The sequence below is a fragment of the Maribacter sp. MS6 genome, from assembly GCF_056839185.1.
The window spans coordinates 989,192-1,015,518 of the sequence record NZ_CM166389.1; the positions used below are offsets into that span (position 1 = coordinate 989,192).

Sequence of the window (26,327 nt, forward strand, 5' to 3'; positions counted from 1 at the left end):
ACGTATATTTGTAAGAACAATTATTTAATTATGGAAAAGCAATATTGTAAGGTAGGAACGGTAACTCCAATAGCGGCAAAAGCAGATGCTGTAACCATGCTAGAATACCAATATCAAAATTTTGTTGACAAAGCCTCTAATATTCAGTATTCAAATACGAAACTTGGAGAATTTTTTGAGCTTAAAGCCCGTAAGATACAAAAGGCATTACAGGAACTCGTATAGTTTGCTATAGCTTAGCAAGTTCATGTTTCATTTGTACTTGCAATTCCTTTGCTTTGTTTTGAGCGGCAATCGCATAATCGGCTCCATTGGAGGCGTATATTATTCCTCTTGAAGAATTAATAAGCAAGCCAACATCTGGTGTTATACCATATTTGCAAACCTCGGAAAGACTACCTCCCTGAGCTCCTACTCCTGGCACCAAAAGAAAACTATTTGGCACAATCTTTCGGATTTCTGCCAAATATTCAGCCTTTGTGGCCCCTACAACATACATTAAATTTTCTGCTCCTTTGTAGGATGTAGCCGTTTTCAGCACCTGTTCATAAAGTGCTATACCATCCAATAACTTGGTTTGAAAATCATAGGCACCAATATTTGAGGTCAATGCCAACAAAATTGTATGCTTATCTTTAAAGGCCAGGAAAGGTTCTACCGAATCCTTTCCCATATACGGAGCAATGGTTACCGAGTCAAATTTCAAATCCTCAAAAAATGCCTTTGCGTATCGGGTAGAGGTATTACCAATATCCCCTCGTTTGGCATCTGCAATGGTAAAAATCTCTGGATATTCCTTATTAAGATAGTTAATAGTTCGCTCTAGGGCCATCCAACCCTTTATACCATAGGCTTCATAAAATGCGGTATTGGGCTTATAAGCGACACAAAGATGGTGGGTAGCATCAATTATTGCCTTATTAAAGCAAAATATAGGGTCTTCCTCTTTTAACAAGTGCTCTGGAATCTTTTCTAAATCGGTATCCAATCCTATACATAAAAACGATTCTTTCTCGCGAATCTGTCCTATTAATTCTTTAGTTGTCATATGAGTTTTATACTATCGTTGGTCTATGATTTATTAACATTATAAACCAAAACTGATATACATTACATTATAAAATATATGCCTTAAAAAATCTCTGAAGCCTCTTTTAGTTTCTCCGTATTTTCCACAAGGCTTAACTCATCAATAATTCTTTGAATATCACCATCTATAATATTGGACAAATCATAAAGCGTAAGTCCGATACGATGATCGGTCACCCTTCCTTGAGGATAGTTATAGGTTCTAATTTTAGCAGAACGGTCACCACTACTTACCTGGGAGTTTCGTTTTGCAGCATCCTCCTCTTGTTTTTTGGCAAGTTCAAGGTCATATAATCTAGAACGTAACACCCTAAACGCTTTATCCTTGTTCTTATGTTGCGATTTTTGATCTTGACACTGTGCGACAAGGCCTGTAGGTAGGTGGGTTAATCGTACCGCCGAATAGGTCGTGTTTACAGATTGACCGCCCGGGCCTGATGAACAAAAGAAATCAATCCTCACATCCTTGGGATCAATTTGCACATCAAAATCTTCTGCTTCAGGTAAGACCATAACAGTGGCCGCGCTTGTATGCACTCTGCCTTGTGTCTCTGTTTGTGGGACACGTTGCACTCGGTGAACGCCAGCCTCAAATTTTAAGGTGCCGTAGACATCGGTTCCAGTAACCTCAAATTGGATTTCTTTATACCCGCCACTAGTACCCTGACTTAAATCGATTACGTTGGTTTTCCAGCCTTTACTCTCACAATATTTAGTGTACATACGAAACAAGTCTCCCGCAAAAATGCTTGCCTCGTCCCCACCTGTTCCGGCACGGATTTCTACAACTACATCTTTGGCATCCTCCGGGTCTTTGGGAATAAGCATCAACTTTATTTCTTCCTCTAGCTTCGGAAACTCCGATTTTGCATCTTCCAATTGCATTTTTGCCATCTCTACCATTTCGGCATCGCTTCCATCGGCTATTATTTCTTCTGCTTCAGAAATATTATTGCTGAGCTCCATATAGTAATCTCTTTTGGCCACTAAAGCCTTAAGGTCGCTATATTCCTTAGTAAGCTTAACATATCGCTTTTGGTCCGCTATAATATCCGGTTGGATAATTAAATCGGAAACTTCATCAAAACGTTGTTTTACAATATTTAACTTGTCTATCATATTTGTCCTTCACTAGTTCAGCGAATTTACGATAAATTTGTACATTTAGAGAAGTCCGTGATACTATTGGATCCTTAGCTATTAGTTTGAATAAATTACTACTTATTTGGAAGTTTTACCGCCAGTTTGTGCTTATATCATTACTTCTAACGTTTTTTATCATTGCCTTAAAAGCACCATTCATTTTCTTATTTTGCAGTAAAATACTTCTGTTCATACTTTTATTTGGAATATATTTTGAAACCAAGCTACAGAAAAGATTAGCGTTTTATCAAAATTTCTCCCTTTCGCACGCACGCCTATTTTTTTATTGTTTTCTAATAGACCTATTATTGACATCCGTACTATTCTACATATCCAAATTGTTTTGAAGTTAGAACTGGACAACATAGAACTCCGTTTTGACTCAAGGAAAATCCTAAGTGGGATATACTTGCATGCGGAAACCGGAAAGGTGACCGGTATTTTGGGTAGAAACGGCTCTGGAAAAACGTCCTTATTGCGTATTTTATTTGGAAACCTAAATCCTAAATATGCCAACATTAGGCTTAATAGTGTCCACCAAAAAAAGAAACTTTTTAAAACATCAAAAATAGCGTATCTACCGCAGCACAAATTACTACCCAACTCTATGACCTTAATCGAAAGTTTTACCATTTTTAAAGTAGATTGGAAAGACTTTATTGGCCTATTCCAATCTTTTGCACCTTACCAAAAGGAACCGATCAAACATCTTTCTTCAGGCGAATTAAGACTTTTAGAGACTTATTTAATACTCAATTCGAAGAAAGAAATTATTCTTTTAGATGAGCCATTTTCTTTCATAGCGCCTTTATATATCGAAATAATAAAAACGATTATTAACCAAAAGAAAAATGAAAGTATAATCATTATAACAGACCATTTTTATGAGGATGTTATGGATGTTAGCAACACCCTGTATATCCTTAAGGATGGATACTCCAAACTAATTACCTCAAGAGAAGAATTGATACAAGAAGGGTATTTAAGTGTCAGGCAATAACGATTTTTAATCGATTAGCGCTATGGCTGTAAGCTCGATAAACAATACTATCAACCACAGAAATAAGTCCAGTACATTCAAACCATTGTCAAAGAAATGGTTTAATCGAACGTACGCGATGTTCTAAGGTGACTTATCCAATAGTATACCGTTACTTTTAACAACTGCATTGTCAGAATCCACTATAATAGCCTCGGTGCCTCCAAGCTGATTTACCAAAGCCAAACCTGCATCCCTTCCCAGAACCATAATAGCTGTAGCTAGTGCATCACATAACTCTGCACTTTTAGAAAAGACGGAAACCCTATTTATGCCAGCGGCAGGATAGCCAGTTTCTGGATTTATAATATTGGAATATTTCTTACCATTTATGGTTACGAATTGTTCGGAATTCCCAGCAGTAGCAACAGAAGATTCCAAAAGGGGTATCCACGAGTAAATAGTGTTCTTGCTCAATGGATTTGTAATTCCCATGAGCCATTTTTCACCGGTCACTTTTTTCCCCCAAGCAGTAATATCTCCGGCGGCGTTAATTACACCTGCAACTACCTGTTTAGAAACCAGTAGCTCTTTTGCCTTGTCCGCTGCGTAGCCCTTACCGATTGCAGCAAAAGAAATACGCATTCCCCTTTGAGGGAGAAATACTGACTGGGCGGAAGCATCTAGCACAATCTTATTGGAACCAACATTTTCTTTAGCTTTTAAAATTTGAGATGCCGTTGGCATTTGAGTCATCGTACCATCGAATTTCCATAAAGCCTCCATCCCCGCATACGTGATATCAAAGGCACCATTAGTAAGTTCCGATATTTGTTTGGAGCGTTCAATCAATTTAAAAAGCTCTAGACCAACTTTAACAGGTTTAATTCCTGCATTTCTATTGATAGCAGAAGTTTCTGAGTCTACATCCCAGGAAGATATCAGTTTCTCTATTCTTTTAATTTCACCAACTGCTTCCTGTATATTTATATATCCAAGTTCCTCATCTACCGAAACCACGGTAATATCAAAACGACCTCCCATGAGGGTCGTCGATTTTTTTACTGTTACATAATTTTTGTCTTGCGCAGTACCACTATTTACGATAAAAAGAAGAAAAATAAAAGTTGTAAAATCTCCAAAGAAATGCTTTAGCATTCCGTTCGTAAGCTCAGCTAGAACCTCTAAAAGATGACTGCCGAAATACTTAATATCAAAATAATGAGCACTATACATTGAGGTGGAATGTAGGTTTGTAAAATTCAGGATTAATGAACAATAAAACTATTATTCAAAAATGCGCAAAATATCCCCGTTAAGTTCCGTGTTATAAATTTTCAAAGCCCTTGCAGTGCTATTGGGAATGGTATTTAAAGGAGTACCGTCCTGACCGAATCTTGAACCATGTACATCACAATAAAAAATACCGCCATCCTGATTCACAAATTCAACAGTATCGTATTGCTCATGACTACACACTTGTGAAGCGGCAACAAAATTACCCTCTAAGTTTTTTACAACGACAACTAAATTTTTACGGATAAAACCCCCATTGTTCGCCAATTTTGAAGCCTCGGCACTGGTTAAATCTATTGTAAAATCTATATTTGTTGGTGGTGTTACAATGTTCCCATCATTCCCGTCATCCTTGGAGCACCCTCCCAGGCATGGAAAGGTAATGGCAAAAGCTGCGCCAGCTCCCAATGTTCTTAAAAAATCCTTTCGTTCCATAGCTGTTATTTATAATAAAGAACGCAGGATTACAAACAATCGTATACCTTAATATGTAAAGGTGCCGTATCTACTTCTGATTGTCAACCGTTTGGTTTCGGATGCCTCTACCTTTCCAATGACTTGGGCATCTACACCAAACGATTCTGAAATCTGTATTACATCCTTGGCCAAACTAGCATCCAGATATAATTCTAGTCTGTGTCCACAATTGAAGACTTGGTACATTTCTTTCCAATCTGTACCGGATTGCTCCTGTATCAGCCTAAATAAGGGCGGAACATCAAAAAGATTGTCCTTTACGATATGTAGGTTATCTATAAAATGAAGAATCTTGGTCTGGGCGCCACCACTGCAATGCACCATACCATGAATATCCGTACTATCGTATTTAGATAATATTTTTTTTACAATCGGCGCGTAGGTTCTGGTAGGCGATAACACTAATTTACCTGCATCCAAAGGTGAATTTGGAACGGTGTCCGTTAATTTTGTAGTGCCGGAATACACCAAATCGGATGGGACTTCCGAATCAAAACTTTCCGGAAATTTATCTGCCAAGTATTTAGAAAATACATCATGGCGCGCGGAGGTTAATCCGTTACTGCCCATTCCACCATTATACTCGGTTTCGTAGGTCGCTTGTCCAAAGGAAGCCAAACCTACAATAACATCTCCTGCTTTTATATTGGCATTATCAATTACATCACTTCGTTTAAGCCTAGCAGTTACCGTAGAATCTACGATAATGGTACGCACTAAATCTCCTACATCTGCAGTTTCACCTCCTGTGGAGCGAATGGTAATACCATGTTCGGCCAAATCAGCTATCAGTTCTTCGGTACCGTTAATTATAGCTGAAAGTACTTCTCCCGGAATTTTATTCTTGTTTCTGCCAATGGTAGAGGACAACATGATATTATCTGTAGCACCCACACAAATCAAATCATCAATATTCATTATTAAGGCATCTTGTGCTATGCCTTTCCAAACGGATAAATCTCCCGTTTCCTTCCAATACATATAAGCAAGCGAGGATTTAGTGCCGGCACCATCGGCATGCATCACCAAACAATAGTTGGAATCTCCGGTTAAATAATCGGGAACAATTTTACAAAACGCCTTGGGAAACAGACCTTTGTCTATGTTTTTTATGGCATTGTGAACATCTTCTTTTGCCGCAGAAACACCACGTTGACTGTACCTTTCACTTGTAGATGATGACATATTTTAGGTTTGAAGCAAAAATAAAGGATTTGCATTAAACTCCAAGTTGAAAAACAGCTAAGAAATAATGTATCCTTTCGTACTTATTTAATAAAAAGTAATTCCCTATACTTTGTTAGGGGCCATAATTGATTATCAATTAGTTTCTCCAATTTATCGGAATGTTTTCTAATTCCTTCAAAATAGGGCTTTACATTATTACAGTACGCTGCTGCTTTCTTTTTGCTATCCCCTATGATATTCGCCTTTCGTCTGGCATCCGTCATGGCATCGGTCATTTTTTTGACCTCTACTAAATGTTCCCCAATTTCCTCTATCATGGCCAATTGTCCTTCAGAAAATTTCTTATGCGCGGCACCATATATATCCTTTAAGCCCGTTACATTGGCTATGAGTTTATTTTGGTAGGCGATGGCAGCAGGAATGATATATCCGTAAACCAGCTCGTCATACACGCGTCCTTCAATTTGTATGTTTAAGATGTAGGTGCCCAATTCCACTTCCAATCTTGCACCGACCTCTATCTCGCTCATGACATTGGTCGCTTTAAAAAGTGCCAAACTTTCCTTGGCCATCATTACCTGCAATGCATCGGGCGTATTTTTATTGTTACTTAGTTTTCTTTTTTTCGCCTCGTTCTCCCATTCCTTGCTATACCCATCGCCATCGAATCGAATTCGCTTAGAGGTCTTTATATATTCCCTTAGAACATTAAAAACAGCTTCGTCTTTTTTTAGACCTTTTTTATCTATCAGCGCATCTACCTCCTTTTTAAAATCCTGCAACTGTTTTGCTACTATAGCATTTAATATGGTCATTGGTTTAGCGGAATTGGTCTTAGCCCCTACCCCGCGCATCTCAAACTTATTTCCTGTAAATGCAAAAGGAGAGGTTCGGTTACGATCGGTATTGTCCAACAGTATTTCAGGAATCTTACCGACTACATTTAGTTTTAGTTCCGTTTTTTCCTCTGGCGATAACTTTCCTTTGGACACCCCTTCCAATTCATCCAATACCCTACTTAATTGGCTTCCAACAAAAATAGAGAAGATAGCTGGTGGCGCCTCGTTGGCACCCAATCTATAATCGTTGCTTGCAGAGGCAATAGAGGAACGCAATAATTCCTCATACGTATCCACGGCTTTAATAGTATTAATAAAAAACGTTAAGAATTGTAGATTTTTCATGGGTGTGGAACCCGGACTTAAAAGATTAATGCCCGTATCCGTTGCCAATGACCAATTATTGTGTTTGCCTGATCCATTAATACCTGCAAATGGCTTTTCATGGAACAAGACCTTGAACTTATGCCTATCGGCCACTTTGTCCATTACATCCATCAACAATAGATTATGGTCAACGGCAAGGTTAGCTTCCTCGAACACGGGTGCCAACTCAAATTGATTGGGTGCCACTTCGTTATGTCTGGTTTTTACAGGAATACCCAGTTTGGTACATTCCTTCTCCAAATCGCTCATAAAGCTGAGTACTCTACTAGGGATGACTCCAAAATAATGATCATCCAACTGCTGCCCTTTGGCCGCAGCATTCCCCACCAAGGTTCTTCCTGTTAGTACTATATCTGGCCGGGACTGTGCAAGTGCTTTATCAATTAAAAAATATTCTTGCTCCCAGCCCAATGTTGCCTGTACTTTAGATACATTTTTATCAAAATACCGGGCTACGGCGGTAGCGGCGTCATCTACAGCTGCCAACGCCCTTAGCAACGGTGCTTTATTATCCAAGGCTTCACCGGTGTACGAAACAAAAATAGTAGGTATGCACAGGGTAGTACCATAAATAAAGGCAGGCGATGTAGGGTCCCAAGCCGTATATCCCCTGGCTTCAAATGTATTTCGAATACCCCCACTTGGAAAACTTGAAGCATCTGGTTCCTGTTGTACCAATTGCCCACCTCCAAACTTTTCCAGAGCGGTACCGTCTGAAAGCAAATCAAAAAACGCATCATGTTTTTCGGCAGTACTTCCCGTTAATGGCTGAAACCAATGCGTATAATGCGTAGCTCCCATAGAAATGGCCCAGCCCTTCATGGCTTCGGCAACTTGGTCCGCTATTTTACGATCAATTTTAGAACCAGAGGAAATGGCACTATTTACACTATCCAAGGCATCCTTGGTTAGGTACTGTAACATTCGTTTATCGTTAAAGACATTATCGGCAAAGAAATCCGATCTTCTTCCTTTCTCCTCAATTGCGATTGCAACTCTATTACTACTCTCCTTAAGTGACTCAAATCTACTTAATGCCATAATTACAAATTATTAATATCACAAAATTACACCCTTATATTATAAATATCGTAATACACCCTAAAAAAGATGGGGGTATTTTTGTTTTTTTCTCTTTTCAATCAAATTATACCCTCAAAAATTCATAAAACTCAACAAAAAACATATTTTTGTTTTCTATTTTTATTCAAACTATAATCACCACAAATTATGAGCAAAACAAAATTAGAGTACATCTGGTTAGATGGTTATTTTCCAACTCAGAATATGAGAAGTAAAACCAAAGTTGTAAACGACTTTAGTGGTAAATTAAAGGATTGCCCCATGTGGTCTTTTGATGGAAGTTCTACAAGACAAGCCGAAGGTGGTTCTTCCGACTGTTTATTAAAGCCTGTGGCCATTTATCCAGATCCTGCAAGAAAGGATGGCTTTTTAGTGATGACAGAAGTTTTAAATGCAGACGGAACTCCACATGTATCTAATGGTAGAGCAGGAATCGATGACAACGATAATGATTTCTGGTTCGGTTTTGAACAGGAATATTTTATTATGGATACCAGAACCCAGCTGCCTTTAGGTTTCCCTATTGGAGGTTATCCAGCACCGCAGGGTATGTATTATTGTTCTGTTGGTGGCAAAAACACACATGGTAGAGATGTGGTAGAACAACACGCCGATCTCTGTATTGCAGCCGGATTAAATTTTGAAGGAATAAATCAAGAAGTTGCGTCAGGTCAATGGGAATTTCAATTATTTGCTAAAGGAGCTAGAAAGGCTGGGGATGAAATATGGATTGCTAGATACCTTTTAGATAGATTGACAGAGCAGTATGGGTACTATATAGACTACCATCCAAAACCATTAGGTAAGGATATGGATTGGAACGGCTCCGGAATGCATGCGAATTTTTCCAATACAACCTTAAGAACATGTGGCGATAGAGCTACATATGAGAAAATTTGTGAAGCGTTTAGACCTGTGGTTAAAGAGCACATTGCTGTTTACGGTGAGTTTAATGACCAACGATTGACTGGACTTCACGAAACCGCTTCTATTAACGATTTCAGCTTTGGAATTTCCGATCGCGGAGCTTCTATAAGAATTCCAATTGCTACCGTAGAAAGTGGATGGAAAGGATGGTTGGAAGATAGGAGACCTGCATCCAATGGAGATCCATATAAAATCGCAGGAAGAATTATTAAAACAGTAAAGAGCGCAAATATTAACTAACAGCGCAAACTGAGTTATACAATTAAAAACGCCTTGAAGATTTCAAGGCGTTTTTTAGTTATCGACATTTTTCAGCGGCGTATTCATCCAATACTCATCAAAATTATCTGGTTTTAACATGGGCTGGTCCTTAAAAATAGGCGCGTTTTTATTCATGAACAATGTATCCGTTAAAACACTACCGTTAGGCTTTACCTCTTGCACAAAAAACTCTCGGTATTGCTTATAGTTTTCATATTTTATTTCGTTTACCATAGCGGTAAGGCTAAGGTTCTTAATGTTAGTCAGACCTAATTTACCAGGCACATCTTTTTTTCCTTTGTACTCGTAAGAATACATGACTTTTGTAACTTTTTCGAAATTTTCATCCATTTTCGGATAAAGTTCAACCCTATTACTACGCACTTTAATTGTATCGAATTTTATTTTTTTGCCTTGGAAATTTAAATCATAATTGGATTTTTTGGAACCTGTCTCAACATCTACAAAATCATTGAATATAACCACAAAACAACCCCTAGCGGCATTTGCATAAAACCCTTGCATAACAAAGGTTGGTGCTTTTTGCGCTTTGAAATTATTAAAGAACGAGATGTAATTAGGGAACATTTTCCCATGCATACGCTTGTACTCGGTAATAACCTCAAAGATGGGCTCAAACCTTGTTCCATGCCTGTTCTTTTGCCTATTCTCTAATTTACGTTCGTGGTCATATAAGGTGTATTCCATCTTATGGATAGCATAATCTGTTTTAGATATATATACCTTACCCACTACATCATTCAAATAAATAGCCTGTCGAAAACTAATGACAAACAACTCTTCCCCATCTTGAACTATGCTATTTTCTTTTTTAAAACGATGGTTTCGTATAAAATCCTGTTCAAAGATATTAACAAAATCATACGAATTTATCGTATAGTTTCTAACGGCATCATGAATACGAAGTAGTGTAAATTCATTTCCCCCGTAACTTTGCAAATAGGCATTCTCTATAACTTTTTTATAGTCTTTATAATCGTAAGCCGACCTACTTTCCTCATCTTGCTCGAAAGACAAGTTAGGGAGATAGTCATAGATCCGCACTTTTGTTTCCGTTTCATCATCGGTATCAAAGCCGTTATCAAGCACCTCTATTATAGCTTCATTCAAGTTCACATAATTATCATCCCGTATTTGATAATCCCTATAGTAGCCTATAGTTGCAAAATCTGTAAACGGGTAATTTCTGGGAATATTATCGATGGCCCTACGTACGACACGCGTAGCGGAGGGTTCTCGCTTCTTTTTAGCACTAACTATAGCCTCGGACAAAGCGACAACTCCTGGCATCAGGTACAGTACATTAGTTTCGTTTGGGGAAAGCCTTTTTAATCCAAAACTTCTTTTTTCGTAACCCATCGAAGAAACGCTTATAGAATCAATTTCTCCAAGATAGTTTAATGGCAAACGAAAACTACCATCCATATTAGTGATGACCCCTTTAGCCTTACCGATAAGTCGTACTGTGGCAAAAACAATTGGCTCTCCGGTTTTTTGATCGAGCACCTTAGTCTGAAGAAAATCCGGTTCCTGCGCCATAACCAAAGAACAACACATTGACAAAACAAACAATAACAGCAGTTTTCTCATTTAGTTCAATTATTAGTTGTTTTTAATGGCGTATTCATCCAATAATTAGAACTATTGCAGGTGGAACATATAGGTTGTCGCTTATGCTCCAAGGGTAAATATTTTATCATCAAGCTATCCTGTGTAGGTATTCTAAATAGGTTTGGAAACGTTTCTTGGGTAAAAAACTCTCGATACTGGTGTATATATTCCCACTTTCTTTGATCTAGCCTGTTACCTAAAGTATCTCTTATATTGCCATAGGTATAAGACAAATCGGTAATTTTGAGACTATCATTTTTAGTAAACAAATAATCCAAAGTTGACCTAGTGGGTATTTTCCTGAAATCTGGAGTTAACATAAAAACATTTCGCTTTTTTAGAAAGGCAATTTTTTTAATAGGTAAAAGTTGCTGTTGATATCGAATTTTAAAATCATTAATTTTTATTTTATCTATATCGACAGGTGTTTTTTTCAATCTTACTTCAAATACTCTTGCTTTTAAATCTATTACGAATATCGATTTAAAATCTACCGGCCTTTCTACCAAGGCCTTATTGTAGAATGAAATGTAGTTGAGAAACATCTTCTCATCTTCTCCTTTGGCATACTCTGTTTTGATCTGATAGATTAATTCCCTAGCGCTTTTATTAAATCCATCAGAAAACCTTTCTTCGGGATTAATTATTATAAGTGATCGATCTGGTTTTCTGCGCTTAAAAACAGCATAATCGAGCTTAAGAATTGCGAAATTTTCTGTATTTATGAAGATTTTACCCTCAGAAAAATACTCTTTATTGCTGTAATAGCTTTCTATTTCATAAACTATTTCATCTTGATAGTTGGTTTTACCGTTTAATCGAAAGCGATGTCCCTCCACATAATCACTTGGCATATTATCTATATAGGAATAGGTATCTGTTTGATAATTTCTTATTGCATCGTGCATGTTGAGTGCATAGAGTTCATTCCCTCCCGTATTCTCCATTCTGGCGCCTGGGATCACCTTAGCGTTATTTTGATAGTCGTAGGGCTGTTTAGCTAGAGAATCGTTACCGAAGTTCAAATTTTTGCGATAAGAAAAAAGCTGGTATTCATTACCGTAATTATCTAATTCGACAAACCCTTTATCAAACACTTTTAATATAGCTTCATTAACGTTAAAATATTTAGCGTTTTTTATCTGAAAATCCCTGTAATACCCGGCTAGACTAAAACTATCTTTGGGATAATTTTCAGTAATACTATTCACCGCAACTTTGACAATTTGCCTAGCACTCATCCTCTTCAATTTGGCGGAGATTACTGCTTCGCTTAACTCGAAAATACTAGGATTAAGCATCACTATATTTGAGCTACCCTCCAAAAATGGATCAATTAAAATTTGCTTTGTCTCATAACCCATAGAAGAAACTTCAATCGATTCGATTTCTCCCATATAACTTAAGGGCAATCTGAAACTACCGTCCATATTTGTTATCACTCCCTTTGCCTTTCCTATTAAACGGACAGTTGCAAAAACCACAGGTTCTCCTGTTTTTTGATCGAGCACCTTAGCCTGAAGAAAATCCTGTTCTTGAGCCCTTACGAGCAGACTAAACAGTGGTAGTAGAAATAAAAATAGTAACCGTAATTTTAACATTAGCTTAATCCTTGCTTGTTTTCAAAGGCGTGTTCATCCAAAACTCATCAAAGTTATCTGGTTTTAACATGGGCTGGTCTTTAAAGATAGGAGCATTTTTATTCATGAACAATGTATCCGTTAAAACACTACCGTTAGGCATTACCTCTTGCACAAAGAACTCTCGGTATTGTTTGTAAGTCTTATAAACCATTTCATTGACCTTGAAAGTTCTGTCCCTGTTAAACACTCCGGTGATCTCTGCTGTTAATAGTTTCATGCTATCCAGTTTTTTGAGGCTTACAGCGTTTATTTTTTGATATAGCTTATTAAAATCTTCCCTACTTATTTTAGGATAAAGTTCTACCTTATCCCTCAACACCTTTATTTTATCCAATGCCATTTTTTTTCCCTCAAATTGCAAATCATAATTGGTCTTTTTTTGAGCCGTTTCCCAATCTACAACATCATTGAACCTGACCACTAAACAAGCTTTAGGTCTATCCAATAAAACTTTTACTACAGTAAAAACAGGAGGTTTTGCCGTTTCAAACGTATTGTAAAAAGAAATATAATTAGGGTACATTCTTCCGTACTTCGGTTTGTACTCCGTAATCACATCAAAAATGGCCATATAATCACTACCGTGCTTATTCAACTGTCCCTTTTCCATTTTACGATTACGGTCATAAAGGGTATACTCCATTTTATGAATGGAAAAATCTTTTTTTGATATATATAATTTACCATGTACCCGAATTGGTTGGGTTGACAGTCCAAAATCTATAACATACAAAAGTTCCTGATCTTGTCTTGTATCGTCTTCCTTTCTAAAAGAATGATTACTTATAAAATCACGTTCCATAACATTTACAAAATCGTAGGAATTTATTTTGTTGTTACGTATGGCATCGTGAATCCGTAAAATATTGAATTCGTTTCCGCCGAAATCTTGTAGATACGCCTTATCTATAAATTTTTTATAGTTCTTGTAATCGTACTTATAGCTTGCCTTAACATCCCGTTTAAAATTCTTATTACGTTGATAATCATATATGCGAACCTTGGAGCTTATATAGTCATTGGTCTGAAAACCCATATCCGTTACCTCTAAAATTGCCTCGTTCAAATTAACATACTCATCTTCCCATATTTGATAGTCTCGATAATAACCGATGGCCGCAAAATTTCGGTGTGGATAATTATTGGGGATGTTCTTTATTGCCTTGCGTACTATTTTCACGGCGGACAGCCCACGTTTTTTTCGAGCGCTGACCACCGCTTCGGACAAAGAAAGAACACCTGGCGACAAGTACAATATATTAATATCGTTTGGTGAAAGCTCTTGCAGTTCAAACTCTTTTTTGTCATAACCCATAGAAGAAATTTCAATGGATTTACCAGCTTCTCGGTAGGTCAAAGGAAAGCGAAAACCGCCGTCCATATTCGTAATCACTCCCTTGGCTTTGTCGGTGATCCGTACAGTTGCAAAAATCACTGGCTCTCCTGTTCGTTGATCCAATACCTTGGCTTGCAAAAACTCCTGTTCTTGGGCCACAACCAGAGTACTACACAGAGGTAATAGAAATAAAAATAGTAACCGTAGTTTTATCATTCGCTTAGTCCTTGATTGTTTTCAAAGGCGTATTCATCCAATACTCGTCGAAATTATCTGGTTTTGACATGGGTTGGTCTTGAAAAATAGGACGGTCTTTTTTCATGAACAAGGTATCTTTTTAAGACGCTACCATTAGGCTTTATCTCTTGCACAAAAAATTCTCGGTATTGTTTGTAGGCTTTATAGGTTATTTCATCAACCTTCGATGTCAGTGATTCGTTCTTTACGTTTAATACTTCTAAAGACAGGGCCAAATCTTTTCTGTTTCTATATTTTGGGGAATACAAAGTGTCTACCATTTCTTTAAAGTTATCATCCTTCAATGGAAACATCTCCACCTTATTTCCCCGCACATTCATCTTGTCAAAAGTAATCTGTTTTCCACGAAAAGTTAAAATATAGTTCCTTGCTCTTGATGCCGATCTCTCATGTACAAAATCGCTGAAATAGACCTCAAAACAACCCCTACTGCCATTCCATTCAAACTTTTTTACATGAAATAAAGGAGCTTTTTGAGCTTTAAAATTATTAACAAAAGAGATGTAATTCGGAAACATTTTTTCAGACTTGCGCTTGTATTCCACAATAATCTCAAAAACCACTTTAAAACGAATTCCATGCCTGCTTACTTGTCTTTTTGGTAATTTAAGTTTGTCATCATACAGGGTATACGCCATCTTATGAATCGCATAATCAATTTTTGATATGTACAGCTTACCTATGATATTATTTTGTGGCACTGACTGTTTAAAAGTGATGACGAACAATTCTTCGCCATCTTGTTTGATAATACTTTCTATTTCAAACCTATGATTATGAATAAAATCATGCTCAAGGACATTCACAAAATCATAGGAATTTATCTTATAGTTTCTAATGGCATCATGAATACGTAAAATTGTGAATTCGTTGCCCCCATAATCTCTCAAAAAAGCATTTTCAATCACTTTGCTGCGATTTAGATAATCATACGCCGCCTTACTATCTTCATCTTGTTCAAAAGTTTCATTGGGGCGATAATCGTATATGCGTACTTTAGATTCTTTTTCGTCATTGGTATCAAAGCCATTGTCGACTACCTCTAAAATAGCTTCGTTCAGATTAACGTAATTGTCGCCTTTAATTTGATAATCCCGATAATAACCAACGGCCGCAAAATTTGAACTTGGATAATTCTTAGGAATATTTTCAATAGCCCTACGTACGATTCGCTTGGCCGAAAGCTCACGCTTCTTTTTGGCACTCACTACGGCTTCGGACAAAGAAAGAACACCTGGCGACAAGTACAGAATATTAATATCGTACGGGGAAAGCTCTTGCAGTTCAAACTCTTTTTTGTCATAACCCATAGAAGAAATTTCGATGGATTTACCAGCTTCTCGGTAGGTCAAAGGAAAGCGAAAACCGCCGTCCATATTCGTAATCACTCCCTTGGCTTTGTCGGTGATCCGTACAGTTGCAAAAATTACTGGCTCTCCTGTTCGTTGATCCAATACCTTGGCTTGCAAAAACTCCCGATCTTGGGCCACAACCAGAGCACTACACAGCGGTAAAAGAAATAAAAATAGTAACCGTAGTTTTATCATTCGCTTAGTCCCTGATTGTTTTCAAAGGCGTATTCATCCAATACTCATCAAAATTATCAGGTTTTAACATGGGTTGGTCCTTAAAAATAGGTGCGTTTTTATTCATAAAAAATTCAGAAGACACCGCACTGGGCTTAGTCTTTACTCGCTGAACGAAAAATTCTCGAAATTGATTTAAATTTTTCTCGCTCCATCGGTTAATGACGTTACCGCTGATATCCTTAATTCCTTTAACGGTAACTTCTAAAGACGTTTCACTCAACATCTTTGCAGACTTAAGGTCCTTTTCGATAACCATAGCGATTTCCGAAAATTTTTTGCTATTCATCTTTGGGTATATACGTACTATATCGTCAACCAGAACAATGCGATCAATTTTGATCCGCTTACCTCTAAAAACCACTTTATAATTGGAATTTTTTTGCTCCATAGTGGGATCCAATTCTTTATTAAACCTTAAAACGAAACACCCTTTGGACCAATTTAACTCCACCTCATCGAGCTTAAACTTAGGTGGCTCCCTTACTTTAAAAGCATTATGAAAGGAAATAAAGTTCAAGAACATTTTATCCCCCTGGCTATTGTATTCGGTAATTACCTCTAGCATCAAATCCTTCTCATTTCTAGCATAATCCGGTTTTTCGAAATTGCCTAACTTAGACGTATCGTAAACTGCATAGGTCATTTTATAAATGGAGTAATTGTCCTTTGATATGTATAATTCACCATAGGCATTATAATTTGGTAATAGCTTTTCAAACCCGATGTGGTAAACGTCCTTACCTGCAGTGTAGGCATCCCTTTTTTTCCAAAACTCATGTTCATTCAATAAGTCGGAATCGAACCGATGAACAAACGAATAGGAATTCACCGTATAGTTTCTAATGGCATTATGTACCTTTAATATTACGAATTCATTACCGCCGTAGGACGACAAATAGCCCTTGTCAATAATTTTTGTCCGTTTTTCGTAGTTATAAGGCAAAACGGCCAAACTATCGCGCCGGAAATCCATGTTTTCTTTATACTCATACAGAACGGCCTTTGTTGTGCTGGAATCCATCGCTTTAAAACCTTGATCAAAGACCTCGATGATGGCTTCGTTTAAATTTATATAAGCACCGTTCTCCATTTGGTAGTCTCGGTAATAACCGACTTTTGTAAACGGAGTTGTTGGATAATTGTCCAAAATAGCATCAATAGCTTTCTGTACAATTTCTTTGGGCTTAAGTACGTTTCTCCTCTTTGTTTCGCCGAATACAATGGCCTCTTCCAAAGCCATTGGAGCCGGCTCTAAAAATACGGTATTCAAAGTATCCAAAAGAAATGTGTTTATTGGGATTTTCTTGGTAAGAAACCCCATGGAGGATATCTCTATAACATCACCATATTCCTTGTATCTTAAAGGGATTCTAAAACTACCGTCCTCGTTAGAAATAACTCCCAAAGCGCGATCGGTTATTCGAATGCTGGCAAAGACAATAGGATTTTGAGTTCTCTCCTCAAGTAGTCTGCCTGCAATGTACGCTGTTTTTTGAGCAGTTATGTAGGGGCATATCAAAAAAAATAAGAATATGAAATACACCCTATCCAACATATTATATTATAGTTTAATATACTGTAACATACACAAAAGCTAAATAAATTGCAAGAAGAATTAACCCATCTCTCCATCCTAAACGCAAGCCTTTTGGTATAAAAACCAGAGGTAGTATAAGAAAAGAAATTCCTAGCATCCACCAGATATCATTGGAAAGCAAGCCTTCGTCCATAACCTTAATTGGCGTAATAATGGCAGTGATACCTAAAACGGCCAACAAGTTAAAAATATTGGAACCAATCAGATTTCCTAAGGAAATTGCTTTTTCTTTATTAATGATGGCAATAATGGAAGCTGCCAGTTCGGGAATACTAGTACCTACAGATACTATTGTAATCGCGATAATACGTTCACTTACCCCAAAATTTTGTGCGAGACCAACGGCTCCATTAATCAACAATTCAGAACCCCCCCATAAGGATACACCGCCCAGTCCTAAAAACAGAGCAGTTTTCCAAATCGGCATCATCACTGCTGGTACCAATGACTCTTCCTCTACCGCTTTTTTTTGAAACCGTAGAAGGTATACTAAAAAGGCAAATAGTGAAACCACCATACTAATTCCTTCATATAGCTCCAACACACCGTCAAAATAAATAAACACAAAAAATAATAATGAGGCTATCATCATTACGGGCCAGTCCGTAGTATAAAAACTCCGTTTAACATCTATGCTACTAAGTAGAATAGTAATGGCCAATACCAGTCCTAAATTCGCAATATTTGAACCTACTACATTTCCTAGAGCTAAGTCGGGAGAACCGTCCAAAGCGGCCTTAACACTCACCATAAGCTCTGGAGCAGACGTCGCAAACGATACCACGGTCATTCCAATCACTATTTTAGGTATGTTCAATTTTAAAGAGAGGTCTACAGCAGATTTTAGTAGCCAATTACCTCCGGCAATTAACAGCGCCAAACCACCCACCAGGAACAAAAAATTCTGCATACACCTGTTTTTAACAAATATAGAGGAACTGTTTGAGATTTACATAAGCAGAGATTACCAGTTCACGGCTCAATACGACGTTAATAAGTCTATAAAGCAGCGCAGGTGATATCAACGCAACGAATGATATAAAACAGAAACAGTTTCAGAAGATAAGTGAAAATAAACTTCTACATAGTTGAAGGGTTTACTTGTGAATAAATGAAAAAGGCTTTTTTCGGTAATTTTTAAATCAAAAGCCCCTTGCTAAATCAAAAACATTGAAAAATCGACCTACACAAGTTACATTTTAAAATAAAAATAACTTAAAAAATTAATTTTAGAAACATTTGTCAAGAGCATTGGTTGAATATTATAATCATTCAAATTTATACACTTACAGTATTATAGTCAAATGTAATAATTATAGGTTCTTTCTTTGTAGATGAGGTCACTTCTACTATATCTTACCTCAAGAATCAATTATGAAACTTATTTAAACCACTTTATAATACTACTATGATCAACCTTATAAAACTTATACTGTATCTTATACTAACACTAATCATATCTACCTACGCTATGGTATTTTAAAACCTACAACAGCATAAGAAATTTGAATCCCTTGATAGCTCAACCGGAAAAAGAAGCTCAAATTAAGATGGTAACGAACAAGGACTTAAAAACTAAAATGTCTCATTATTAATTTTGTATTTTTGAAACATCACATCAATATCTAAAAAATGTATACGGTTTTGGCTAAATTAAACAAGGCTTTGCTCCCCTCCTACTCTAAAAAGCGTTTAGACCTTTCCAAAGCATCGAAACTGCAAATGGCAATTATAGGATGGCGCTACTTTGTAACTACAAAAGCATTAGATCAATAGGACAACAAAGATTTTACAGGCCAGGATGCCAATTTGTTTCGCCCATTTAGAAAAGTCAACTCCAATAAAAAATTAAATTGTACTATTTCTCCCCCAGCACGCGCTACAAGTTTGGCGACGGCACTGGCGGTGCCCCCGGTTGCCAATACATCATCATGGACCAATACCTTGTCTCCCTCATTAATTGCGTCGCTATGCATTTCTAGAATATCCGTGCCGTATTCCAGGAGAAACGACTCACTGAGCTTGTTATGAGGTAGTTTACCCGGTTTCCTAACCGGAACAAAGCCCGCATTGAGCCTATGCGCTAAAATAGGAGCAAAAATGAATCCTCTACTTTCCATTCCCACTACCTTATCTATCTTCATATTGCCAACCAGGTTTACAAGCCCCTCAGTTGCTTTTTGAAGCGCTATCCTGTCTTGCAAAAGTGGGGTTATATCCTTAAAAACTATTCCTTCTTTTGGAAAATCTTTAATATCTCTTACGTACTGTTTTAAATCCATTTCTTTTGTTCCTAGTTATTTTGCGTTAAAAGTAAAAAGAAATATATTTGCAGCCCCTTACAGGGGATATTAAAGGCCCTGTGGCGCAACTGGATAGCGCATCTGACTACGAATCAGAAGGTTACAAGTTCGAATCTTGTCAGGGTCACCATTAAAACGGGGGTTAACAGCTACACAGCGTTACCTCCGTTTTTTATTGGACCATTATGTTCGTTTACGAGCAGGTTATACTTCCTTATTCAAAGAACCTGAAATCCTTTGCCACAGCGGATACTTTATGGCTCTTAGGACGCTGTTTTTTATACTCAACTCCCCTTCCATCAAAACGATTTACAAATTCCAGAATTTATAAGGGGCTATTTTTAGACTATAAGCTTAAGAAAGTTAATTAGACTTAAACCTATAATAAGCGACTCAACTTTAAAGCATACAGAATACGTTTGTTCTAGGCATCTAGTAAACTTCTTTTGTCGAATACTAATCATTCTATTCATAAGGACTAAATATTACATCCGATAAGGACTTAATCCTGGCATAGTTATACCAGTTAAGCACTAGTATCGAAGAATTTTACATAAAAGGTGGTTGAACTTAATATGCAAATTGACTCTAATCTAAAATAACAGGTATTTGCAATTAGATATCCTAGGTAGTTCATCGATCTTAACCGTATTATGAGCATTTCTAATGATAATGCTGAACTAATTTTTACCGATGATTTTTGCAGCTTAACTAGGTTTAAACCGAGTTAACCCAGTTATTCGACCGTTAACCAAAATCTTACCAAAATTCCTATAGTTGATGCTAGTTTTGTGGTAAACAATGAAAAAATCCCCAATATGAAAACATTACTACTTATTAAAGAAATCTATAGCGAAGGATTTAGAAACCTCGGTAATTATATAGCACAACGCTACTTCAAATTTTTTGCGTGGTTCAGCTTTATTATGTTTGCCGTTGTACTCTATGCATTCATATTCAGAGTCTCTACCGGTTTTCCATTTGATTAAACAAGATAGTAACTGCTAAAGTAGTTTTGCAGATGCACCTAAATCTGCTACACTCTATTTACATAAGTGGATAAGGCAAGGTACTATTACAAAGAAAGCAACTAGATCAGTAAAGCAAATACTAATAAAGCCCTACAATATTTATGTGTGGGGCTTTTTTATTTACATAGTAAATACATCAAAACCGATCAACTATTTACATACCAAAAAACTTGGGATTTAAGCCAAAGACGAGCTAGAAAATTCAGTAGAACTAACTGCTTTAAACCTTAACACCTTAGGTCAAGAATGAGAACGTCCCTAGCGATAACTTGTAAGGGCTTCTTGTACTATGCGCATTCATACTTTTCACTATTTATCGAATGTGCTTTATTTCTATGTTATTTTTCGTTCATCTTGCTGTTTTGCTTATCTTATAGTCATTCCTAATCGTAGCTAATTATTTCGAAATTATTAGTTACTATCATAATTCCTCAAATATCAAAAACCGATTTCTTTACATTATCTTAGAGCATAACAAATCATCATCATTTGATACAGATCTTTCCTTAATAAATAAAATAATAACAATTTTCAGAAATAAGTCTTCGTAAAATGAAAAATATACTCTTTTTCCTTAGTATTTTAACTGTTCTCCGTATCGAAGCCCAAAAACCAAAATTTGAAGGGCAACCTCTCATTAAAATAGTAACAACATCATCTAAACCTATTCAAAAACAATGGAAAGGAATTACCACTTTTTCGGATACGGACGTAGTGTTTTCAAATGACTTTGAAGGTGCCAGACTCAACGGTATCCTTAAAAACAACACTAGTACTTTTACAGCTTTGATTACTTCTGAAAATACGCCGGTAAACATAAGTCCTTGGTATGCCTTTAAGGTTTGGGCGTCCAAAAAACAAGATATTGATGTAACACTCACCTACCAGGATGGAGTGAAGCACCGATACTACCCCAAGCTGAGCACCAATGGAGCACTTTGGTCTTCGTTAGATTCTGTAAACTACACGGAATACGAAAGAGGGGATGCTGATTTTGGACCTGGCTCTCTTCCCGTATCTATTAAAATGAAACTGGAAGTTGGACCTGATACGCTTTGGGTTTCCGGTCAGGAATTGGAAACCTCTAGCCGTGTTTCCAGTTGGGTAGATAGTTTGTCACTAAAATCCTTCGTACAAAAAAGTCGTATTGGAAAAAGCAAAGAGGGCAAGGATTTGAACATGTTGTCAATTGGAAATCCAGAATCCAAGAACATGCTTATTGTTATTTCCAGACAACATCCACCGGAAGTTACTGGATATCTAGCGATGAAAGCTTTTGTTGAAAACCTTGCTTCCGACACTAAACTAGGGCGCAAATTCAGAAAAAAATTTACGACCTACGTTATTCCGCTCATGAACCCCGACGGTGTAGATAATGGTCATTGGCGTCATAATGCGGGAGGAATAGATCTTAATAGAGATTGGGCCAATTTTAACCAACCGGAAACACAGGCGATAAAAGCATTTATGGAAAATAAAATCACGGAAACGGAAGGGAAGTTCTATTTCGGCATCGATTTTCATTCAACTTGGGACGATATCTACTACACGGTCGACCCAAAATTAAAAGGCAATATGCCTGGTCTGGTTACTAATTGGCTAGATGAAGTCAAGACCCAAATTGATGGCTACGACCCCAATATAAAACCCAATGACCAAATAGAACCTACTACTGTTTCGCGCAATTACTTTTTTGCAGCTCATGGCGCAGAAGCCTTAGTTTTTGAAATAGGTGATAACACCCCTAGGGATTTCATTAAAGACAAAGGACGTATTAGTGCCAATGTACTAATGAATATGATGCTAAAGAGGCTCAAAAAGCAGTAGCCTCAAATGCTAGTGATAACACCCGCTTTTACAACTCACTTAATCCCATTTTAAGTCACTCTGCTTAATCATCGTTTCAAAAGGAATCCAATCAGTCCTTATAAAATCCCTTACCTCCTTGGAAAAATCGGAAATGAGCGAGGTAGCCATTTCCAAGGTTTGCTCGTGCTGTTGCGAGGGTACGGTGGTTTGTGCCGCAGCAATACTCAAAACCTCCTGTATTTTGGAAAACGGCGTTGTTTCAAAAGACTGCCAAGCTCCAAGTTGTCTATCCGGTTTTGGCGTACGCCCTTTAGCACTCAGCGCATCCAGTGCCACCTTAACGCTTTTAATATTTGAATTCAAAGTCTCTTTTGATGTCCCCCGGTATTTTTCTAATTGTTCCGTTAGCTTCTGCACGTTCTTCCTTTTTATTTCAATAGCTTTCAAAAGCTTTCCCAAGATTGTAACTTGGGCATCTGCTTCCTTTCTATAAGCGTACAAGGCCTCATCTACCTCAGGTTTTAATTCAAATCTTGGGTCCGGTATAACGGATACCTTGGTGGTATCGGTATGCGAACCATAATGCAAAACAATGGTGTAGTCCCCGGGCTGCACAGGAATATCCCTAGAAAAATCATCTTTCCATGCACCCGGTAAGGAAGCGGAAGCCTCGTCCAGTTTCCAAATCATATAATTAAGTCCGTTAACAACTTCCTTGGTTGCTATGCTGTTCACTAAATTTTTTGAGTGTCGTAGACCATAGCAGATACTGCCATGTCGGGAAGCGGTTCTTCAGATATATAAAAAGGAATCTCCGTTTTTTGAAAGACCTTGTTCTTACCTTCAAAGGTAGTATGAAAGCCTGTCCATATATTTCCAGGTGGATTAATGAATAGTCCTTTTACTTGCACTGCATCGTTCATTGGTAAGGCCGTAATTTGGGATTTCAACCTATTCCCTGCAATTTCACGCAATGACAAGAGGTCATCCAAAACCCAAATTGCCCTACCAAAGGTTCCCACAATAAGTGCCGATTCCGGCTCCTGAATGGTTAGATCCATGGTAGAAACTGATGGAAAACCATTTTTAAATTGGGTCCATTTGGTTCCTGCATCCATACTGACCCATAATCCGTTTTCGGTACCCAAAAACACTAAATTTGGTTCTTCGGGATCTTGGATAACACTTAGCGCGTATCCCTTCACAGTACCACCATCTGCCCTACGCGTCCATGTTTTACCGAAATCATCGGTTTTAAAAAGATAAGGCTCATAATCGCCTTTCCTATAATTGTTGACCACCATCCAGGCGGTTCCGGCCTCGTAGCGTGAAGCTTTAATTTGGGCTATCCAAGATTCATTGGGCATTCCTTTTACGTTCGCTGTTCTATTTTGCCAAGTTGCTCCCGCATCAGTAGAAATATGCACTTGGCCGTCATCGGTTCCCACCCAAATTACCTTTTTGTCCAAAGCGCTAGGTGAAATCGTTAAAATGGAGTTATAGCGTTCCGCACCCGAAACATCTAGAGTAAGGCCACCATAGTCCTTCTTTTGATGTTCAGGGTTATTGGTGGTCAAATCGGGAGAAATAATTTTCCAAGACGCTCCTTTATCCGTTGTGAAGTGAACAAATTGTGAGCCATAATATGCGGAATTGGTATCAAAGGGGTTTCTGGCAAAACCTGCATTCCAATTAAAACGCAAGGCTATTTTTGGGTCAGATGACGGAGGAACAATGTTTACATAGTACCCCGTTACCTTGTCATACCGATATAAATTCCCATTTTGGGAAGAACCGTAGCCGTAGCGGGAATTATCAAGGTCAGGTGAAATATCAAATCCATCACCGCCTACCAAATATTGCCAATATAGCGTGCGTATACCTCCTCTTTTCCAAGTATAGGCAGGGCCGGACCAATTACCATTATCTTGCATACCGCCGTATACATTGTAAGGCCGGTCATTATCCACGCCAACGTGGTAAAACTGCGCCACGGGTATGGTTTCCGGAAAATACCAACTCTTCCCATGATCGTATGTAATGCCCAATCCCCCATCTCCTCCGATGATAAAATGCTTTGCATCTTTGGGATTTACCCAAAAGGCATGGAAATCGGCATGGATTCCTTTTGTTTCATCGGCAGGAATCATTGGAATCGTGTCAAATGTAGCTCCCCCATCATAACTCACGGATAAAGGCTGATAAATATTGTAAACCCGATCAGCATCCTCTGAATCTACGGCAAGGTCTTGAAAATAGAAAGGCCTGTTATTCGCAAACTTGGGGTTGTCATTAATCATTTTCCAATGAGCTCCTGCGTCATCACTACGGTAAATGGCATTTTTCTTGGCCTCAATCTTCGCATAGATTCTGCTAGGCTCCGATGGTGCAATTGCAAAACCGATACGGCCTAAGTTACCTGCAGGTAGTCCTTCCACAGCTCCTAATTGATTCCAATTTTCCCCAGCATCTTCGGATACATACAACCCGGAACCTTGGCCGCCCGAGGTAAAATAATAAGGTGTATGCGCATGTTCATAAAGCGCTGCAAAAAGCATCTTTGGATTGCTCGGGTGCATGACCAAATCTGCAATTCCAGATCGGTCGTTAGCATATAGAATCTTCTCCCAACTCAATCCACCATCTGTAGTCTTATAAAGCCCTCGGTCCTCATTGGCGGTGAAAGGGTCTCCCATAGCGCCCACATAAACAACATTAGGATTTGTTGGGTCGATGCTAATTCTATGAATAGTCTTGGTCGCTTCCAGACCTAGATGTTTCCAAGTTAAACCACCGTCGGTACTTTTAAAAATACCCATACCCAAGTTCATGGAGTTCCTCGGGTTTCCTTCCCCTGTCCCTACCCAAATAACATTCGGATTACTTTGTTGTACGGCCACAGCACCAATATTCTGCGTGGGCTGGTCATCAAAAACCGGTGTCCATGCAGTACCTCCGTTCTCAGACTTCCAAACTCCGCCAGATGCCGCCCCAACGAACATTATTTTAGGATTGGCAGTTACTACATCAATCGCAGTTATGCGTCCACTCATATTGGAGGGACCTACATTACGAATCTCTAGATTTTTTAATAGCGCAAAATCAACTTGTTGGGATATGAGTAAATTGGAAGAAAAAAGAAACAAAAAGATACATGCAATTTTAAGCCTCATAGGTGAAAATGTTTAGTTCAAAAATAAGCATCGGTTTTCTAAATTGAAGAACATAAACACCCATTAATTCGACGGTTTTTTCAATTTTATACTTTACTATAGATAGGGTTTACCCCTATGGTCATTTGATTATCGATAGTGTAGTAAAGTGCACCATTTTTTAAGCGCATACCCAAAATGTTGTAAAATGATGATGAAAAGTAGTTTAGTTATGCCTTTTTAAGCTATCCCGGAGCACAATTAAATAACAAATTATTTAAATGGCCTAGAATCAGTTTTCACGTTGA

21 protein-coding genes and 1 tRNA gene are annotated in these 26,327 nt (G+C 37.8%); 7 read left to right on the forward strand and 15 right to left on the reverse strand.

Features of this window, described 5'->3' with window-relative positions:
* Positions 1-30 precede the first annotated feature (30 nt).
* Positions 31-225, forward strand: a complete 195-nt coding sequence (locus MS6x_RS04510; RefSeq protein ID WP_482605613.1) for a hypothetical protein — start codon at positions 31-33, stop codon at positions 223-225.
* 4 nt (positions 226-229) lie between these two features.
* On the opposite strand, the gene pyrF is transcribed toward MS6x_RS04510, so the two are convergent.
* Together pyrF and prfA are read right to left on the reverse strand one after the other, a co-directional pair.
* Positions 230-1,048, reverse strand: a complete 819-nt coding sequence (pyrF, locus tag MS6x_RS04515) for an orotidine-5'-phosphate decarboxylase (protein WP_482605615.1) — start codon at positions 1,046-1,048, stop codon at positions 230-232.
* An 83-nt stretch (positions 1,049-1,131) separates the two neighbouring features.
* Entirely contained in the window at positions 1,132-2,208 is a 1,077-nt protein-coding gene (prfA, locus tag MS6x_RS04520) for a peptide chain release factor 1 (protein WP_482605617.1), read from the reverse strand.
* A 367-nt stretch (positions 2,209-2,575) separates the two neighbouring features.
* On the opposite strand from prfA, the gene MS6x_RS04525 reads away from it, so the two are divergent.
* Complete coding sequence (locus MS6x_RS04525; RefSeq protein ID WP_482605619.1) at positions 2,576-3,232, forward strand: ATP-binding cassette domain-containing protein; 657 nt, start codon at positions 2,576-2,578, stop codon at positions 3,230-3,232.
* A gap of 123 nt (positions 3,233-3,355) precedes the next feature.
* On the opposite strand, the gene MS6x_RS04530 is transcribed toward MS6x_RS04525, so the two are convergent.
* From MS6x_RS04530 to MS6x_RS04545, 4 genes are all read right to left on the reverse strand, one after another.
* Positions 3,356-4,447 carry an FAD:protein FMN transferase gene (locus MS6x_RS04530; RefSeq protein WP_482605621.1) on the reverse strand — a complete coding sequence of 364 codons (1,092 nt, stop codon included), beginning with the start codon at positions 4,445-4,447 and terminating at the stop codon, positions 3,356-3,358.
* 51 nt (positions 4,448-4,498) lie between these two features.
* A complete protein-coding gene (locus MS6x_RS04535) occupies positions 4,499-4,942 on the reverse strand; it encodes a QcrA and Rieske domain-containing protein (protein ID WP_482605622.1) in 444 nt (147 codons plus the stop codon).
* A 48-nt stretch (positions 4,943-4,990) separates the two neighbouring features.
* Positions 4,991-6,169, reverse strand: coding sequence for an AIR synthase related protein (locus MS6x_RS04540; protein ID WP_482605624.1), 1,179 nt, complete (start codon positions 6,167-6,169; stop codon positions 4,991-4,993).
* An 83-nt stretch (positions 6,170-6,252) separates the two neighbouring features.
* Positions 6,253-8,439 (reverse strand): glutamine synthetase III family protein, encoded by a 2,187-nt coding sequence (locus MS6x_RS04545; protein ID WP_482605626.1) that lies wholly within the window; start codon positions 8,437-8,439, stop codon positions 6,253-6,255.
* A gap of 189 nt (positions 8,440-8,628) precedes the next feature.
* On the opposite strand from MS6x_RS04545, the gene MS6x_RS04550 reads away from it, so the two are divergent.
* Entirely contained in the window at positions 8,629-9,648 is a 1,020-nt protein-coding gene (locus MS6x_RS04550) for a glutamine synthetase beta-grasp domain-containing protein (protein ID WP_482605627.1), read from the forward strand.
* A 54-nt stretch (positions 9,649-9,702) separates the two neighbouring features.
* Here MS6x_RS04550 and MS6x_RS04555 read toward each other — a convergent pair whose 3' ends face one another.
* The 6 genes from MS6x_RS04555 to MS6x_RS04580 form a co-directional block, all read right to left on the reverse strand.
* Positions 9,703-11,280 (reverse strand): carboxypeptidase-like regulatory domain-containing protein, encoded by a 1,578-nt coding sequence (locus MS6x_RS04555; protein ID WP_482605629.1) that lies wholly within the window; start codon positions 11,278-11,280, stop codon positions 9,703-9,705.
* 5 nt (positions 11,281-11,285) lie between these two features.
* Positions 11,286-12,902, reverse strand: a complete 1,617-nt coding sequence (locus tag MS6x_RS04560; protein WP_482605631.1) for a carboxypeptidase-like regulatory domain-containing protein — start codon at positions 12,900-12,902, stop codon at positions 11,286-11,288.
* 4 nt (positions 12,903-12,906) lie between these two features.
* Positions 12,907-14,439 carry a carboxypeptidase-like regulatory domain-containing protein gene (locus MS6x_RS04565; protein WP_482605633.1) on the reverse strand — a complete coding sequence of 511 codons (1,533 nt, stop codon included), beginning with the start codon at positions 14,437-14,439 and terminating at the stop codon, positions 12,907-12,909.
* A 110-nt stretch (positions 14,440-14,549) separates the two neighbouring features.
* On the reverse strand, positions 14,550-16,085 hold the full coding sequence (locus MS6x_RS04570) for a carboxypeptidase-like regulatory domain-containing protein (RefSeq protein WP_482605634.1): 1,536 nt from the start codon (positions 16,083-16,085) through the stop codon (positions 14,550-14,552).
* Positions 16,086-16,089: 4 nt separating this feature from the next.
* Positions 16,090-17,682 carry a carboxypeptidase-like regulatory domain-containing protein gene (locus MS6x_RS04575; RefSeq protein WP_482605635.1) on the reverse strand — a complete coding sequence of 531 codons (1,593 nt, stop codon included), beginning with the start codon at positions 17,680-17,682 and terminating at the stop codon, positions 16,090-16,092.
* A 13-nt stretch (positions 17,683-17,695) separates the two neighbouring features.
* The gene (locus tag MS6x_RS04580) at positions 17,696-18,634 is read right to left on the reverse strand and encodes a calcium/sodium antiporter (protein WP_482605636.1); all 939 of its coding nucleotides are present in this window, start codon (positions 18,632-18,634) and stop codon (positions 17,696-17,698) included.
* Positions 18,635-19,356: 722 nt separating this feature from the next.
* On the opposite strand from MS6x_RS04580, the gene MS6x_RS04585 reads away from it, so the two are divergent.
* Positions 19,357-19,500 (forward strand): SsrA-binding protein, encoded by a 144-nt coding sequence (locus MS6x_RS04585; RefSeq protein ID WP_482605638.1) that lies wholly within the window; start codon positions 19,357-19,359, stop codon positions 19,498-19,500.
* Here the strand turns inward: MS6x_RS04585 and MS6x_RS04590 are convergent.
* Entirely contained in the window at positions 19,494-20,006 is a 513-nt protein-coding gene (locus tag MS6x_RS04590) for an adenine phosphoribosyltransferase (protein WP_482605640.1), read from the reverse strand. The genes MS6x_RS04585 and MS6x_RS04590 overlap by 7 nt on opposite strands.
* Positions 20,007-20,080: 74 nt before the next feature.
* On the opposite strand from MS6x_RS04590, the gene MS6x_RS04595 reads away from it, so the two are divergent.
* From MS6x_RS04595 to MS6x_RS04605, 3 genes are all read left to right on the forward strand, one after another.
* Positions 20,081-20,157: transfer RNA gene (locus MS6x_RS04595), tRNA-Arg, on the forward strand.
* A gap of 688 nt (positions 20,158-20,845) precedes the next feature.
* Positions 20,846-21,016, forward strand: coding sequence for a DUF6747 family protein (locus MS6x_RS04600; protein WP_482605642.1), 171 nt, complete (start codon positions 20,846-20,848; stop codon positions 21,014-21,016).
* A gap of 594 nt (positions 21,017-21,610) precedes the next feature.
* Positions 21,611-22,885 (forward strand): M14 family metallopeptidase, encoded by a 1,275-nt coding sequence (locus tag MS6x_RS04605; RefSeq protein WP_482605643.1) that lies wholly within the window; start codon positions 21,611-21,613, stop codon positions 22,883-22,885.
* Positions 22,886-22,924: 39 nt separating this feature from the next.
* On the opposite strand, the gene MS6x_RS04610 is transcribed toward MS6x_RS04605, so the two are convergent.
* Both MS6x_RS04610 and MS6x_RS04615 read right to left on the reverse strand, forming a co-directional pair.
* Positions 22,925-23,602, reverse strand: coding sequence for a hypothetical protein (locus MS6x_RS04610; RefSeq protein ID WP_482605645.1), 678 nt, complete (start codon positions 23,600-23,602; stop codon positions 22,925-22,927).
* Entirely contained in the window at positions 23,602-26,040 is a 2,439-nt protein-coding gene (locus tag MS6x_RS04615) for a WD40/YVTN/BNR-like repeat-containing protein (protein ID WP_482605647.1), read from the reverse strand. The genes MS6x_RS04610 and MS6x_RS04615 overlap by 1 nt, the downstream gene beginning before the upstream one ends.
* Positions 26,041-26,327: the final 287 nt, after the last annotated feature.

Coding starts and splice junctions, on each gene's coding strand:
- MS6x_RS04510 (WP_482605613.1), top strand. CDS start 31: ATGGAAAAGCAATATTGTAAGGTAGGAACGGTAACTCCAATAGCGGCA.
- MS6x_RS04540 (WP_482605624.1), bottom strand. CDS start 6,169: ATGTCATCATCTACAAGTGAAAGGTACAGTCAACGTGGTGTTTCTGCG.
- MS6x_RS04570 (WP_482605634.1), bottom strand. CDS start 16,085: ATGATAAAACTACGGTTACTATTTTTATTTCTTTTACCGCTGTGTAGT.
- prfA (WP_482605617.1), bottom strand. CDS start 2,208: ATGATAGACAAGTTAAATATTGTAAAACAACGTTTTGATGAAGTTTCC.
- MS6x_RS04545 (WP_482605626.1), bottom strand. CDS start 8,439: ATGGCATTAAGTAGATTTGAGTCACTTAAGGAGAGTAGTAATAGAGTT.
- MS6x_RS04555 (WP_482605629.1), bottom strand. CDS start 11,280: ATGAGAAAACTGCTGTTATTGTTTGTTTTGTCAATGTGTTGTTCTTTG.
- MS6x_RS04575 (WP_482605635.1), bottom strand. CDS start 17,682: ATGTTGGATAGGGTGTATTTCATATTCTTATTTTTTTTGATATGCCCC.
- MS6x_RS04560 (WP_482605631.1), bottom strand. CDS start 12,902: ATGTTAAAATTACGGTTACTATTTTTATTTCTACTACCACTGTTTAGT.
- MS6x_RS04600 (WP_482605642.1), top strand. CDS start 20,846: ATGAAAACATTACTACTTATTAAAGAAATCTATAGCGAAGGATTTAGA.
- MS6x_RS04585 (WP_482605638.1), top strand. CDS start 19,357: ATGTATACGGTTTTGGCTAAATTAAACAAGGCTTTGCTCCCCTCCTAC.
- MS6x_RS04615 (WP_482605647.1), bottom strand. CDS start 26,040: ATGAGGCTTAAAATTGCATGTATCTTTTTGTTTCTTTTTTCTTCCAAT.
- MS6x_RS04590 (WP_482605640.1), bottom strand. CDS start 20,006: ATGGATTTAAAACAGTACGTAAGAGATATTAAAGATTTTCCAAAAGAA.
- MS6x_RS04550 (WP_482605627.1), top strand. CDS start 8,629: ATGAGCAAAACAAAATTAGAGTACATCTGGTTAGATGGTTATTTTCCA.
- MS6x_RS04535 (WP_482605622.1), bottom strand. CDS start 4,942: ATGGAACGAAAGGATTTTTTAAGAACATTGGGAGCTGGCGCAGCTTTT.
- MS6x_RS04605 (WP_482605643.1), top strand. CDS start 21,611: ATGAAAAATATACTCTTTTTCCTTAGTATTTTAACTGTTCTCCGTATC.
- MS6x_RS04580 (WP_482605636.1), bottom strand. CDS start 18,634: ATGCAGAATTTTTTGTTCCTGGTGGGTGGTTTGGCGCTGTTAATTGCC.
- pyrF (WP_482605615.1), bottom strand. CDS start 1,048: ATGACAACTAAAGAATTAATAGGACAGATTCGCGAGAAAGAATCGTTT.
- MS6x_RS04530 (WP_482605621.1), bottom strand. CDS start 4,447: ATGTATAGTGCTCATTATTTTGATATTAAGTATTTCGGCAGTCATCTT.